Origin of the sequence: Deinococcus terrestris, assembly GCF_009377345.1 — a bacterium.
GTDB lineage: Bacteria > Deinococcota > Deinococci > Deinococcales > Deinococcaceae > Deinococcus > Deinococcus terrestris.
In genome coordinates, this window is the sequence record NZ_WBSL01000001.1 from 396,105 (window position 1) to 409,828 (window position 13,724).

A 13,724-nucleotide genomic window follows, 5' to 3' on the forward strand; every position below is an offset into this window, starting at 1 on the left:
CAGGAGCCGCCCCATTCTGTTTCCCGCCTCAGCGCTTGCTGAGCTTGACCGGCAGGGTGGTGCTGAGCTTGACCTTGCCGCCGCCCACCTTCATCACGTACAGGGTGGCCGCCTGACGGTCCCCCACGCTGTTGAAGTTGACCCGGCCCGACAGCAGTCCGCTGAAGGTGCCCCCCCGGATGGCCGACTCGACCTGCTGGCGGGTGGGGGCCTTGTTGCCGTTGGCCTTGGCCGCATTCAGGATGCCTTGCAGCACGACCTTGGCGGCGTCGTAGCCGAAGACGGCGAAGCCCTGCGCGGGCTGCTTGAAGGTCTTCTGGTAGTTCGCGGCGAAGGTCTTGGCGGCGGGCAGCGCCTCGACCGGGGCAGCGGCAGTGGTGAAGTAGACGTTCTCGCCACCCTTGCCCGCGATCTTGAGCAGCTCGGAGCTGTCAAGCCCGTCGCCGCCGACGACCGGCGTGGTGACTCCGGCCTCGCGCAGTTGCTTGAGGAACACGCCGACCTGGTTGTAGATGCCGCCGAAGTAGATCGCGTCCGGGCGCTGAAGCTTGATCTTGGCGATGATGGAGGAAAAGTCGTTCTTCTCTTCCGTGCCCTCGTTGGCAACGACCTGGGTCCGGTTCGCCTTCAGCGCCTTTTCCACCTCGTTGGCGAGGCCCTCGCCGTAGGCCGTCTTGTCGTTCAAGATGTAGATTTTCTTGGCCTTCAGCGTGTTCGTGAGGAACTGCGCCCCGGCCGGACCCTGCGCGTCGTCACGGGCCACGATGCGGTTCATGTTGCTCAGGCCCCGGTCAGTCACGTTGTTCGCGGTGCTGGCCGAGCTGACCATCGCCACGCGGCTGGGGGAGAGCACGGCGCTCACCGGAATGGTCACGCCGCTGTTGAGCGCCCCCACGACCCCCAGCACCTGACGGTCGGCGGCGATCTTGCGGGCGGCGGCCGTGCCGGTCGCGGGGTCGGCCTGGTCGTCGAAGGGCACGAACTGCAAGGTGAAGCCCAGCTTCTTGAACTGCGGCTGGTACTCGGTCACCGCGAGCTGAATGCCGTTGCGGGCCTGCGTCCCGATGGCGCTCTGGCCGCCCGACAGGGGCGCGAGGCTGGCAAGCTTGATGGTCGTCTGGGCGCCTGCGGTACTCAGGGCGAGGGCAGCCATCACAGTCACGGTCGTTTTCATTCAGCCTCCTGATCCACTCCGGCGCCGGGGCCTGGGGGAGCCCCTGGAGCTTCCGCCGCCGGGTGCGGGCAGTATCCCGGAGGAAGCTGAGACGACCAACCCACCTGGCCCGACTGGGTGGACAGGCGGGGCGGAGGTGGGTCTACGCTCCCGCCACCTCCGCCCGCACGCTGGGGTCGGGGTCAGCCCGCAGCCGCTCGCGCACCCCCTCCGGCAGATCGTTTCTCCCCGCCACCGCCAACCGCACCCCCTCGTCGGGATCGGCGGCCAGTGCGGGTAGGAGGGCAGGAGAGAGGGCCAGGTGCCGGGCGGCGGCGCGTCGCACCCCGATGTTGGGGTCGGTGGCGAGGACGGTCAGCACCGCGTCGCCGGGCGCTTCAGCGTGGGCTACCGCCCGGCGCACCTCCGGGTCGGGGTCGGCGGCGAGGCGGGCGAGGCGCTCCGGGCCGAGGTCAGGCCGCACGGCGAGGAGGGTCCGCACCGCCGTGTCCGGGTCGTCCAGCAGCACGTCCAGCACCGCGCCACTGAGCCCCTCGGCACTCGCCACATGCAGGCGGATGTCCTGCTCCGGGGCACGGGCGAGGGCGAGCACGGCATCCTCCGGCAGATCGGTGCGCTCCAGCACGGCGCGGCGGACCTGTTCGGCCTCGTCGCCCGCCAGCCGCACCAGCAGCTCCGGTGGGGCGTCGGGGCGACGGGCCAGGGCCGCGCGGACCTCGTCCTCGGCGTCGTGCTCGGCGCGGTCGAGGGCCTCCGGCGGCACGGTCCAGGCTTGCAGGGCCGCTGCCCGCACGCTGGGGTGCTCGTTCGCCGCCAGCCATTCCCGCACGGTGCGGGGCAGGTCCACCCGTCGCGCCAGGGTCGAGAGCACGTCGGGGTCATCGTCGGTCGCCAGCGTGAGCAGGCAGTCCAGCGGCAGGTCCAGCCGTCGCGCGACCGAGGCCCGCACGAAGCCGTGCGCGTCGGTCACCAGGGTCCGCAGCACGTCGCCGGGGAGGTCGGGGCGGGCAGCCACCGCCTTCCGCACGTCGTAGTCGTCATCGGCGGCGAGGTGCCGCACCAGCACTTCGGATAGATCGGGCCGCCGCGCCACCGCCTCGCGCACCTGCCAGCCCGCGTCGGCGGCGAGGGCCTGCACCCGCTCGGCCCCCAGCCCCGGCCGGGCGGCGAGGGCGGTCCTCACCCCGAAGTCCTCGTGCCGCGCCGCGCCGTCCACCACCCAGGCGGGGGCTTCCGGCAGCGCGAGCAGGGCCGTGACCCCCTCGGCCGGAAAGAGGTTCAGCAGCCCCGGCCGGGCGAGACGCATCAGCGGCAGGCCGGGATTTTGCAGCACCTCACGCGGAAAGGCGGGAGCCAGCGTCCCCAGCACCTCGGCAGGCGTGTTGGGATGCCGCGCGACCTGCGAGCGCACCCGCGCGTCGGGATGCCCGGCGAGGCCCGAGAGAGTCCCCGCCGTCGCGCCGGGCGCCTGCGCCGCTGCCAGCGCCGCCTCCGGGGACAGCGCCGCCAGCGTGCGCGAGTCGGGTTCGGGAATCGTCATGGGGCGATGATGCCAGATGCCGGAGTGGGAGGCTGTGCCACCATACCCCATGCGCCTCGCCATCCTGACCGACGTTCATGGCAACCGATTCGCGCTGGAAGCGGTGCTGGAGGACCTCCGTTCTGCGAGTCCCGATGCTGTCCACAACCTAGGGGACACCGTCTGGGGCATGGCAGACCCGGCGGGGGCGTGGTCCATGCAGCGCGAACACGCGCCGCCCAGCGTGCGGGGCAATACGGACGAGTTCTTTCTGGCCGACCCCGCCGAGTTGGAAGCCGAGACGCGGGCCTACCGCGAGTTCTTGGAGGGACAGCTCGGCGGCACGCCTGCCGAACTCTCCGCCTTACCGTTGACCGCAACTGTGGGAGAGGGGGAGGTGCTGCTCGCCCACGGCAGCCCGGCAGACGCGTGGGAGGCCCTGTTCGCCCTGCCGGAGGGGGAGCGGCTCGCGCGGGTGCGCGACTGGCCGGGAGTGCGGGTCGTTGTCGTGGGCCACACCCACACCGAGGCGGTCTGGACGCGGGGCGGCGTCACCTTTGTGAATGCGGGCGCCGTGTCCCGCCAGAAGGACGGCGACCCCACCGCCCGCTGGGTGCTGCTGGAGCGCCGCGCGGGGGTCTGGAACGTGACCTTCCGCCGCGTGCCCTACGACACCGGGGCCGCCGCGGAGTGGGCGGAAGCGCACGCCCCGGACGGCGGCGCCGAGGCCTACATGGTGCGGACTGGCCTCAGGCCGTGAAGCCCTCGCCCTCCTCCGCCAGCCGCAGCACGTCCCCGAAGGGAAAGCCCTCGTCCTCCAGCCCGCCGGGGGGGACCACCCAGAGGGTCGGCATCCGGGGTGGCTGGGTCGGAAAGTCGCCGTAGCCGTCGGTGAGGTAGATCAGCACGTCTGGCTCGTGCGTGTCTGCCAGCGCGAAGATCGGCCGGAAGTCGGTGCCGCCGCCGCCCTGGGGCTGGGGAATGGGGTCGCCTGGGCGTAATTCAAAAGGACCGTAGGCCTCCGTGTCGGCGTAATAGAGCGTCGCGCGGACGTGCGGGTACGCGCCCAGCACCCCCTGCACCTCGGCGACCAGCGCCCGCACCGCCGCGTCGTCCACACTGCCGGAAGTGTCCACCGCCACCAGCGCGGTCAGCGACTCGTCGTCCAGCGCCTCCAGATACAGCCCCCGCCCCACGAAGCGGCGGTCGAAGCCCCCGAAGTCCACCGGGGTCCGCGCCAGAAAGCGCCACAGTTGCGCCCGCCAGTCCAGCCGCGCAGGCGAGAGCCGGGCGAGTTCGCGGTGCATTCCCACGGGGTCGTGCCCCTGGCCCGCCATCGCCTCCACGCTGCGGGCCTGCGCGAGGGCCTGCTGCCACTGCCGCGCCGCCTGCCCCCCCGGCTGGCCCTCACGCGGCGGGGCGTCGGAGGGCGGGCCGTCGAGTAGGTCGTCCGCCTCGTCCTCCCCCTCTTGCCCCTCGCGGCCCTCCAGCGAGGTGTAGACCTCCTCCACGCTGAGGCGCTCCAGATGCTCGTCGCGGGCGGCCCCCGGCGGCAGCGGCAGCCCGGCGGCGGCGACCATCCCGTTCACGATGGTATCGGCGGCGCGGTTCCAACGCTTCTTCTCACGCGGTCCCCGGCGCGGCACGTGCGAGAGCGCGGCGTGCAGCACCTCGTGCAGCAGCAGGCCGTCCAGCACGTCGGGCGGGAGGCTGGCTGCCACCTCCGGGTTCACGTAGACCCGCTCGCCGTCCGTGCCCGCCGCCGCGACCTCGCGCGAGGGCACGAACTCGGCGTGTAGCAGCAGCGTGGCGAAAAAGGCGGACTTGCCCCGCAGCCGCAGCCGCGAGCCGGAGACGAGGGCCTGGAGGTCGGGCGGGGTCACGGGACGGCCCTCATCCCCCCGCCAGCTCCAGCGTGCCCGCCACCAGCCCCGCCAGCCGCTCGTCGCGGGTCAGCAGCCCGGCCAGCTCGCCGAGTTGCCCGATGGCCTGGAACTTGCTGACCAGCGTAGCGACATACAGTTGCAACCACTCCGGCCCGGCGGCGTCGGCCAGCCAGGTGAAGGCGTGATAGGCCTCATCTGCATTGGCGGCGCGGGCGGCGAGGCCCACCACGGCGGCGTAGCGCACGCTGGGTTCGGCGGGCAGTCTCAGCCCCGCGCCCTGCCCGCGTAGCACCAGCCCCAGGTCCGGCAGGCCCTCGTACAGCCGCACGAAGGCGGCGAACTCGGCTCCAGCAGCCTCCCCTACAGCGGGCGCGGCGTCCAGCCCGGCGCGGTGCAGTTGCGCGGCCATCTCCCACGCACGGGGGCTGGGCCACGCGGGTTGCGTGGGGTCCAGGCGGTGCAGCAGTTCAGGCCGGAAGGTCAGGAAGGCGATGACATGCTCATGCAGCCCCTTCCCCAGCGCGTAGGAGCGCCACGAGTCGAAGTCGGGCCGCACGCCGAGGTGCAGGAAGCGGTTGGCGAGGGGCGCGGGCATGTCGAAGACCGAGGCGCGGTCCTCCTTGCGGTTCCCCGCCGCCCACACGAACCAGCCCTCCGGCAGCTCGTAACTCCCCACCCGGCGGTCGAGGATGAGCTGCTGCGCCATCCCCTGCATGGTGGGCGGGGCCATGTTCACCTCGTCCAGAAAGAGGACGCCCTGGCCCGCACGCGGCAGAAATTCGGGCGGATACCAGCGGCTCACGCCCCCGCCGTGGCCGTCGGCCTCGGGCACGGGCAGGCCGCGCAGGTCGGTCGGCGCGAGCTGTGAGAGCCGCACGTCCACGAAGTCCAGCCCGTGCGCGGCGGCCACCTGCGCGACCACGCTGCTTTTGCCCACGCCGGGCGGCCCCCAGATCATGGTGGAGAGCTTGAGGTTCCCCGTGACTAGCGCGGAAAGGTACGACTGCAACTCGGCGGGGGTGAGGGTCACGGGGGAGAGGGTAGCGCGTAGGAGGGGCTTAGCGCGGAGAGGGGGCGGACAGTTCGCCCCGCAAGCGCTCGCGCAGTTCCCCGGCCGAGTACGCCCGCGAGGGCAGGCGCACCAGCCGCAGCCCCGCCGACCGGAACGCCACATCCTTGACCGCGTCCCGGTGCTGCTGCTTCTCGCTCCCGTGCGAGGCCCCGTCCAGCTCAATGGCGAGCACCGGGCGGTAGGCCGAGGCGCCGTCCACGATCAGAAAGTCCACGTGCTTGTCCCGCAGCCGTGCGTAGGTCGCCTGCCGCCCCTCCTGCACGGTGATCTTGAACAGGTCGTTCAGCCGCACATTGGGAAAAACCCGGTAGGAGGTGCCCACCAGCGCTTCCTCCAGCGCCCCGAAGAAAGCGTGCTCGTCCCGGCTGAAGAAATACCGCTTGACCTCCATGGGGAGGCGGTCGGGTACGGTGCCTGACGGGGATGGCGGGGCGGGGTGGGGGCGGGGCGTTTCCCGAACACCGAAGAGGCTGGCGAGACAACCAAGAGGGGCCATGCGGCTGAGCCTAGCGGCCAGGTGTAGGGGAAGGGGACGCATCTTCGTTGCCCCGCTGCCCGCGTACACTGGGCCGAAACGCCCATCTCCCCTTATCCCCTCCCGCTATACTTCCCTCCAATTCTTTGACCCGGTTCAATTTGCCAGTGTCCACTCCCTCTGCCGCGCCCATCTCAGGAGGCCCTGCCCTTGCTGCCGCTCGAACATAAGATTCTGTTTTTCCTCTTTGCCCTGGTCGCCGGACTGTACGGCCTGTGGGGGTTTTACCGCCTCTACCTGCGAATCAAACGGGGCGCTCCCGCCTCCGAGGTCCGCTGGAACCAGATGGGCTCGCGGCTGTGGTACTCGGTCAAGACCTCGCTGACGCAGGAGCGCACCTTTCGCGGCCGTCCCTGGGTCAGTGCGCTGCACTCGCTGATCTTCTACGGGTTCGTGTACTACCTGCTCGTCAACGTGGTGGACGGGCTGGAAGGCTTCATTCCCTTCCACATCTACTCGGACAGCTTCCTGGGCGCGACCTACAACCTGCTGGCGGACGTGCTGAGCTTCTTGGTGCTTGTCGGCGTGGTGAGCCTGGTGGTGCGCCGCCTGTTCCACCCGTCCAAGCGGGACTTCCGCTTCACCGAAAAGACGCTGCTGCACCCGCGCGTCAAGAACAACTTCATCAAGCGCGATTCCCTCATCGTGTCGTCCTTCATTTTCTTCCACGTCGGCAGCCGCATCCTGGGCAACGCCGCCAAGATGGTGGAAGAGGCCCGCGACCTGGGCCGTTACGACGCCTTCCAGCCCATCTCGTCGGCACTGGGGTCGGCGCTGTTTTCCGGCCTGAGTGAGGGCGCGATTCAGGGCTGGCGCATCTTCGGGTTCTGGGGGGCGCTGGGCAGCGTGCTCGCGTTCCTGGCGTACTTCCCGTACACCAAGCACATCCACATCTTCATGGCGCCGATCAACTACGCGCTCAAGCGTCCGGTCGGCTCGGGCGTGCTGCCCCCAATGAAGGGGCTGGAAGAGGCGATGGAGGCCGAGGAACCCCGGCTGGGCGCGGAGAAACTGGAAGACCTGGAATGGCCCCGGCTGCTGGACGCCTACGCCTGTATCCAGTGCAACCGCTGCCAGGACGTGTGCCCGGCGAACGCGACCGGCAAGGCCCTGTCGCCCGCCGCGTTGGAAATCAACAAGCGCATGGAGCTGAACGACCTGACCTCTGGCGGGCAGAGCGGCGTGCTGCTGGGCGGCCCCAGCACCCTGGGCTTTGCCGCACAGGGCCTCGCGGCTCCGGCGGGCGCTCCGCATCCCAGCCCCTTCGTGCTGCGGCCGACGGCGTTTGAGTCGGGGGCGAGCACTGCGCACCCGCTGCTGGAGTTCGCCATCAACGAGGAGTCGGTGTGGGCCTGCACGACCTGCGGCGCCTGCATGCAGGTCTGCCCGGTGCAGGACGAGCAGATGCTCGACATCATCGACATCCGCCGCCATCAGGTCATGGTCGCGGGCGAGTTCCCGCCGCAGCTTCAGACGGCCTTCCGGGGCATGGAGCGGGCCAGCAACCCCTGGGGCATCTCCCGCGACAAGCGCATGGAGTGGGCCGAGGGGCTGAAGGTTCCAACGATTGACGAGAACCCCGAACCCGACGTCATCTACTGGGTGGGCTGCGCGGCCTCCTACGATCCCGGCGCCCAGAAGGTGTCCCGCGCCTTCGTGCAACTGCTCGACAAGGCAGGGGTGAACTACGCCGTCCTCGGGAAGAAGGAAGCCTGCACGGGCGACTCGGCCCGCCGCGCCGGGAACGAGTTCCTGTATCAGCAGCTAGCAGCGGAAAACGTGGAGACGCTCAACTCCGTGCGCCCGAAGCTGATCGTCGCCACCTGCCCGCACTGCATGAACGCCATCGGGCACGAGTACAAGCAGCTCGGCGGCCACTACCAGACCATCCACCACACCGAGTATCTGGAGACGCTGGTCGCGGCGGGCAAGCTGCCCCTCGCGCAGCTTCAGGAGCATGTCACCTACCACGATCCCTGCTACCTGGGCCGTCACAACGGCGTGTACGACGCACCGCGCCAACTCATCACCCAGATGGCCGGGCAGGTGCTGGAGCTGGAGCGTAGCCGCGAGGGGTCCTTCTGCTGCGGGGCGGGCGGCGCCCAGTTCTGGAAGGAGGAGGAGGAGGGCCGCGAGCGCGTCTCCGACAACCGTTTCCGCGAGATTCAGGCCCGGCTCGACGGCGCGGCGCAGGCGGTCACCGAGTACGAGGAGACGGGCAAGGTCGTCGCCGTGGGCTGCCCCTTCTGCAAGTCGATGATGAACTCGACGCCCGAGAAGGCGAAGCACGACGACATCGTGGTCAAGGACGTGGCCGAGCTAATGCTCGAAAGCGTGCAGCGGGCGACCGGCGAGTGGGTGGCCCCCACCGCCGCGCCGGACAGCACCCTGGAAGACTCGCCGCAGCCCACCGTCCCCAACGCCGAGACGCCGATGGCCCGCACGGGCGCGGCCCCCAGCGTGGGCCTCGGGGACGACGTGGTGGGGACCACCAGTGCCGACGTGCTCAACGCGCAGCCGGGCAGCCCGGTTGGCAACGCGGATACCCAGCCCGAGCCCCAGGCCGCCGCCCCCAGCCCGCTGACCTCCAGCTCGGCGGATTCGTCGCCGCGCAAGGCGTGGAAGCCGGGGGGAGCGGCCAGCAGCCAGCAGCCAGCGGCCAACGAAGAAGCGGCCCCCGCACCCGCTCGTAAGAGCTGGAAGCCGAAGGGGAGCGGGGACGATGTGAGCGCCGCACCTGTCGCGGAAGCAGCCACCGTTCAGTCGCCAGCCGCCAGTGAGGGAGCGGCCCCGGCTCGCAAGGCCTGGAAACCCAAGGGTGGGGACGACGTGAGCCCCGCGCCGATCGCGCCGGAAGTGCAGGCGGAGGCCCCGGCTCAGCGCAAGGCTTGGAAGCCGAAGGCCAGCGCCGACACTCAGACTGCCGAGGCCACCTCGGAGTCGTCCGTCACGGTCGCGTCTCCCGTGCCTGAAACGACTGCCCCCGCAGGCGAGCGCAAGAAGTGGGCACCGAAGGCAGCCCCGTCCCCCACCCCCGAAGCGGCCCCGGTCGAGGCGTCCGCACCGACCGAACCCACTCCCGCAACGGGCGAGCGCAAGAAGTGGGCGCCGAAAGCCGCCGCAAATGTCGCCCCCACCGAGTCTCCCGCCGCTCCGGTGGAGGTCGTGACTGTCACGGCCGAGCCTGCCGCCCCTGCTCCCACCGAGCGCCCCAAGTGGCAGCCCCGGCCGAAAGCGGAAGCGGCGCCCCAGCCCCCCGCCGACGCCGCGCCCATTACCGAGCACGTCCAGCTCGACCGCGTGGGCGAGAACCTGCTGGAGGAGGGCACGCAGGCCACCTCCGAGCCCGGCTCCGGCGGCCGCAAGAAGTGGCAGCCGAAGAAGAAAGACTGATTCCGTCCCCTTCCAGAGCGCCGTCCTCGGTGGGCGGCGTTTTGCTGTGCGGCCTGCCTGGACGCGAAGCAGCCTCAGCCCGCGTTAAGATGCCCCCCATGACCATCGCCATCGTCACCGACTCGACGAGTGACCTCAGCCCGCAGCTTTGCACCCAGTACGGGATTCGCAGCGTGCCGCTGTACGTTCACTTCGACGGCCAGATGTACAAAGACGGGCTGGAAATTACGCCTGCCGACCTCTTCGCCGGAATCAAGGCGGGCAAGAAGACCCCCAGCACGTCCCAGCCCAGCCCCGCCGAGTTCGCCGCCGTGTACGAGGAGGCGCTCCAGTCGGCCGACGAGGTCCTGAGCCTCCACATCAGCGGGCAACTGTCGGGCACGGTGGGCAGCGCCCGGCTGGCCGCGCAGGACTTCGGCGGGCGCGTCACGGTGATGGACAGCCAGTCGGCCACGCTGGGCCTGGGCATGCAGGCGATCCGGGCGGCGCAGCGGGCGGGGGAGGGGCGCTCCATGACTGAGCTCGTGAGCGAGCTGGAGCGGGTCGCACAGAAGACCGACATCCGCTTCACGGTGGATACGCTGGACTTTCTGCGGGCCAACGGGCGCATCGGCGGGGCGACGGCGCTGCTGGGCGGCCTACTGAACATCAAGCCGATCCTGACCGTGCGCTCGGGCCGGGTGGAGGCCGCCGGGCGCGTGCGCGGCAGCAAGAAGGTCGTGCAAGACCTCGTGGACCACATCCGCAAGTATGCGGAGGCCAACGGCGGCGCCCGCGTCACCTTCCTCTCGACGCTGGGCGGCGAGGCAACCCTGGCGGAGATTCGCGCGGGGGTGGCGGGCGTAGCGTTCGAGGATCTCGGCGACCACTACATCGGCGCCGTGATCGCCACGCACGTGGGGCCGGGGACGGTCGGTGCGGCCCTGGAGCCGTTGACGGCCTAGGCTGTGGCGCCACCCCCCGCCCTGCGCAACAAGGGGCGCTACGTGCTGCTGGCCCTCGCTCTCGCGGGGGCCTGGGCCGCGTGGCATCCCGATCCGGCTCCAGCTGCTGCTCCGCCCGACCTCGTGCCCGTCTCCGCTTCGGCGGAGGCGCCCGCCACGCCCTGCCTCGGTCCCGCCCCCGCCGCTGCACCGGCCCCCACCCCGCCCCAGGCCCTCAGCGGTCGGCTGGGCCTGTGGGTCGCCGAGATCGACCCCGCCACCCTGCGCCCGCTGCGGGCGGTGGCCCAGGTTCCCGACGGGGTGTTCCCGCTCGCCAGCACCTACAAGCAGGCCGTGCTCTGGGCGGTGCTGCGCGAGGTAGACGCCGGGCGGCTCTCGCCGGGCGAGCGCTTCAACGTGACGCCCGCCAGCCAGAGCCTCGGCGACTACCCCTATGACGGCAGCAATGTCCGCGACCTCACCGAGCGGATGATTCGCCACAGCGACAACACCGCCACCGACCTGCTGCACCGCCGGGTGGGGCTGGGCGCGGTGCAGGCCCTCGCCGACGACCTCGGCCTGTGCCGCACCCGCCTGATTCTGCCCACCAAAGCGTGGTGGACGGCGCAGACGGGCTCGTCCCCTGCCTTTCTCGCGGGCACAGGCTGGGACAAGGCCACGGGTACCGAGCGCGCCCGACTGGCGACGGCCATCGACGCGGACGCCCAGCGCCTGCGGGCCGACGTGCTCCAGAACCGGCTGAACATCTACTTTGATGGCACCCCGGACCCGGCCGAGGACCTGCGGGTGCACAACCTCAGCACCCCCTACGAATTTGCCACGCTGCTCGCGCATCAGCACCTGCGCTCCGGCCTCTCGCCGGACAGCCTCGCCTGGCAGCGCGAGGTCGCGGCGATGGGCTACGGGCGCTCGGCCCTGCCCCCGGCGGTCGTCGGAAAGGTGACCACTTTTGCGGGCAAGGGCGGCAACGGCTGGCGGCTGCTGACCTACAGCGGCTACCTGCGCACTGAGGACGGGCGCCACGTCGTCTACGCCTTCATGCAGCACGGGGCCGATCAGACCTACACCATGCCCAACACCCGCCACGCCTTCGCCTGGATCGGGGCGGGGCTGAGGGCGGTGCTGGAGGAGCCGTAGGAATCTGGGATGAACAGGAGCCGCCCGGAGCATCCTTGCCGGGCGGCTTTCCCCACGAGCTTCCGGGGTCATGCGGTGGCTGTCCCATTCATTCTCGAACCGGGAAGGCGCCCGGAGGGAAACTTTCCCCCGGCCCCCGTCGTGGTCCTGCTCGCTCTGCAGCGCCGCCCCGCAAGTCCGCTCGGATTGAACAGAGATGGTCCCTGCTGGGCCGGAATCCGTATCAGCCGCCCAGGCCCACCCGCTCCAGTTCGGCCGTGACCGCCGCGTCCAGCCGCTCGCGGGCCTCGGCGTACGGCCCCGTCAGGGTCGCGCCCGCTGCCGGGACGTGGCCGCCCCCACCCAGCGCTACCGCGATGTTCTGGGCGCTGACGCCCCCGCGCGAACGCAGCGACAGCTTGAGCCGGTCACCGTAGTCCTTGACCATCACGGCGAGGACCGAGCCCTCCGCGCCGCGCAGCAGGTTGACGTAGGACTCCACGTCCTCCCAGGTGGACCCGGCCCGCGCCAGCATCGCGTCGTCCACCCGGGCGAGGACCACCCGTCCTCCGTGCAGGAACTCCATCGTGCTCAGGACCTCGCGCAGCAGCAGGTAGTAGGAGCGCGAATTCTGGTTCAGGTTGTCGTTGATCCAGCCCAGCCGCGCTCCATGCGCCAGCAGCCGCGCCGCCGACTCGAAGGTTTGCGGGGTCACGCTGTCGTAGCGGAAAGACCCGGTGTCGGTGTTCAGCCCCAGCATCAGCGGGGTGGCGATGGCCTCGGACCAGGGGGTACCCAGCGCGTCCACCACGTCGGCCACCATCATCGCGGTGGCGGGGAGGCTGGGGTCCACCAGCAGGGCGTCGGCCTGGCGGCGATTCGTGCCGTGGTGGTCGATATTCACGACTGGGCCGTCAAAGGCCGTGAGGTCCGCCCCCGCCACCCGCGCCGGGTCGTTGTTGTCCACGTCCAGCACGGCGGCCAGCGCCCCCTGCGGCCACTCGGAGAGCGCGGGGACGATCTCACCCTTCTCCACCAGAAAGCGCAGGTAGCGGGGGATCTCCATCGGCGCGGTGACTTCGCGCCCCAGTGCCCGCAGCGCCCGCGTCAGGCCCAGCACGCTGCCCAGCGCGTCCCCGTCGGGGTTCTCGTGCGACAGCACCACGATGGGGCCAGGGTGCGCCCGCAGGCGTTCGGCCACGGCCTGCACAGCCTGCGGATAGGAGGGGGTCGCGTCGTTCATGCCCGTCATGGGGGCGAGTATAGGTGGGGCGTCTGAACCCGGAGGCAGGGGGGCTTGCGCCTGGCTTGATCGGTGGCTGCCCACTCCCCCTGCGCCACAATGCCCCATGACCCTTCTGCATGGCCCCGCCGCCCGTCACGTCGCCTTCGACTGGGGCGGCGTCTTCACCGTCGGCACCTTCGACGGCCGCTCGACCGCCCGCCTCGCCGAGCGGGGCGGGATGCCCGTCGAGCACGTGCGCCAGAGCTACTTCCGGCATGTCCACCACCTGGAGGTCGGTGCCTGGACCCTCCCAGACTTCTGGGAGGTCCTGGCGGCAGAGACGGGCCTCACGCTGAGCTACCCCGAGTTCGAGGCGCTGTACCTCGGCAGCGTTCACGACAACGCGGCGATGTACACCACCCTGGCCCGGATTCCGGCGGGGGTGCGGGTGGGCCTGCTGAGCAACAACTACCCCGTGGTCAGCGACCACCTGCGCCGCGACCCCCGCTTCGCGCGCTTCGACGCCCTGGTCTTCAGCAACGAGCTGCGTCAGAAAAAACCCCACCCGGACGCGTTCGCCGCCCTGCAAGGCGCGATGGGCGTCCCCGCCGCGCACACCGCGTTCGTGGATGACGTGGAGGAGAACATTGAGGCAGCGCGGGCGGCGGGCTTTCACGGCCTGCTGTACCACCATGAGCACCACGCCGCGTTCGAGCGGGAGCTGGCGGGCTGGCTGGGCCTGCCTGTCCCCTCCGGTCCCTGACCTGCGGGTGGTGTACCTCCCGCACTGGTGTACTTCCGTGTCCCTCAGGTACACCACCTCTCGCGCCGGGTCATGCGGCCCACAATGCCTCAATCAC

Annotated in this window: 11 protein-coding genes; 5 read left to right on the forward strand and 6 right to left on the reverse strand. The window is 70.8% G+C overall.

The features are described 5' to 3' along the window. Window positions 1-28 precede the first annotated feature (28 nt). Window positions 29-1,174 carry a branched-chain amino acid ABC transporter substrate-binding protein gene (locus F8S09_RS02050; RefSeq protein ID WP_152868501.1) on the reverse strand — a complete coding sequence of 382 codons (1,146 nt, stop codon included), beginning with the start codon at window positions 1,172-1,174 and terminating at the stop codon, window positions 29-31. Between the two features lie 142 nt (window positions 1,175-1,316). Continuing rightward, window positions 1,317-2,714: a hypothetical protein gene (locus tag F8S09_RS02055; RefSeq protein WP_152868502.1), complete on the reverse strand. Its 1,398-nt coding sequence runs from the start codon at window positions 2,712-2,714 to the stop codon at window positions 1,317-1,319. A 49-nt stretch (window positions 2,715-2,763) separates the two neighbouring features. On the opposite strand from F8S09_RS02055, the gene F8S09_RS02060 reads away from it, so the two are divergent. Further along, complete coding sequence (locus tag F8S09_RS02060) at window positions 2,764-3,453, forward strand: metallophosphoesterase family protein (RefSeq protein ID WP_152868504.1); 690 nt, start codon at window positions 2,764-2,766, stop codon at window positions 3,451-3,453. Here F8S09_RS02060 and F8S09_RS02065 read toward each other — a convergent pair. From F8S09_RS02065 to F8S09_RS02075, 3 genes are read right to left on the reverse strand one after another with little or no spacing between them, the layout of a single operon-like run. Beyond that, complete coding sequence (locus F8S09_RS02065; protein ID WP_322618438.1) at window positions 3,443-4,576, reverse strand: vWA domain-containing protein; 1,134 nt, start codon at window positions 4,574-4,576, stop codon at window positions 3,443-3,445. The genes F8S09_RS02060 and F8S09_RS02065 overlap by 11 nt on opposite strands. Window positions 4,577-4,586: 10 nt before the next feature. Continuing rightward, window positions 4,587-5,609, reverse strand: a complete 1,023-nt coding sequence (locus tag F8S09_RS02070) for an ATP-binding protein (protein ID WP_322618439.1) — start codon at window positions 5,607-5,609, stop codon at window positions 4,587-4,589. Between the two features lie 28 nt (window positions 5,610-5,637). After that, on the reverse strand, window positions 5,638-6,147 hold the full coding sequence (locus tag F8S09_RS02075; protein WP_152868507.1) for a DUF2726 domain-containing protein: 510 nt from the start codon (window positions 6,145-6,147) through the stop codon (window positions 5,638-5,640). Between the two features lie 189 nt (window positions 6,148-6,336). On the opposite strand from F8S09_RS02075, the gene F8S09_RS02080 reads away from it, so the two are divergent. From F8S09_RS02080 to F8S09_RS02090, 3 genes are all read left to right on the forward strand, one after another. Continuing rightward, a complete protein-coding gene (locus F8S09_RS02080) occupies window positions 6,337-9,579 on the forward strand; it encodes a (Fe-S)-binding protein (protein ID WP_152868509.1) in 3,243 nt (1,080 codons plus the stop codon). 98 nt (window positions 9,580-9,677) lie between these two features. Next, window positions 9,678-10,523: a DegV family protein gene (locus F8S09_RS02085; RefSeq protein WP_152868510.1), complete on the forward strand. Its 846-nt coding sequence runs from the start codon at window positions 9,678-9,680 to the stop codon at window positions 10,521-10,523. Between the two features lie 3 nt (window positions 10,524-10,526). Further along, complete coding sequence (locus F8S09_RS02090; protein ID WP_322618440.1) at window positions 10,527-11,660, forward strand: serine hydrolase; 1,134 nt, start codon at window positions 10,527-10,529, stop codon at window positions 11,658-11,660. 223 nt (window positions 11,661-11,883) lie between these two features. Here the strand turns inward: F8S09_RS02090 and F8S09_RS02095 are convergent, their stop codons facing one another. After that, window positions 11,884-12,891, reverse strand: a complete 1,008-nt coding sequence (locus tag F8S09_RS02095; protein WP_152868512.1) for a DHH family phosphoesterase — start codon at window positions 12,889-12,891, stop codon at window positions 11,884-11,886. Window positions 12,892-12,988: 97 nt separating this feature from the next. On the opposite strand from F8S09_RS02095, the gene F8S09_RS02100 reads away from it, so the two are divergent. Beyond that, window positions 12,989-13,627 (forward strand): HAD family hydrolase, encoded by a 639-nt coding sequence (locus F8S09_RS02100; RefSeq protein ID WP_152868514.1) that lies wholly within the window; start codon window positions 12,989-12,991, stop codon window positions 13,625-13,627. The last annotated feature ends 97 nt before the right edge of the window (window positions 13,628-13,724 follow it).

Bases quoted from the DNA above. Each gene is read 5' to 3' on its own strand.
- F8S09_RS02075 (WP_152868507.1), bottom strand. From the start codon at position 6,147: ATGGCCCCTCTTGGTTGTCTCGCCAGCCTCTTCGGTGTTCGGGAAACG.
- F8S09_RS02060 (WP_152868504.1), top strand. From the start codon at position 2,764: ATGCGCCTCGCCATCCTGACCGACGTTCATGGCAACCGATTCGCGCTG.
- F8S09_RS02095 (WP_152868512.1), bottom strand. From the start codon at position 12,891: ATGACGGGCATGAACGACGCGACCCCCTCCTATCCGCAGGCTGTGCAG.
- F8S09_RS02050 (WP_152868501.1), bottom strand. From the start codon at position 1,174: ATGAAAACGACCGTGACTGTGATGGCTGCCCTCGCCCTGAGTACCGCA.
- F8S09_RS02085 (WP_152868510.1), top strand. From the start codon at position 9,678: ATGACCATCGCCATCGTCACCGACTCGACGAGTGACCTCAGCCCGCAG.
- F8S09_RS02055 (WP_152868502.1), bottom strand. From the start codon at position 2,714: ATGACGATTCCCGAACCCGACTCGCGCACGCTGGCGGCGCTGTCCCCG.
- F8S09_RS02100 (WP_152868514.1), top strand. From the start codon at position 12,989: ATGACCCTTCTGCATGGCCCCGCCGCCCGTCACGTCGCCTTCGACTGG.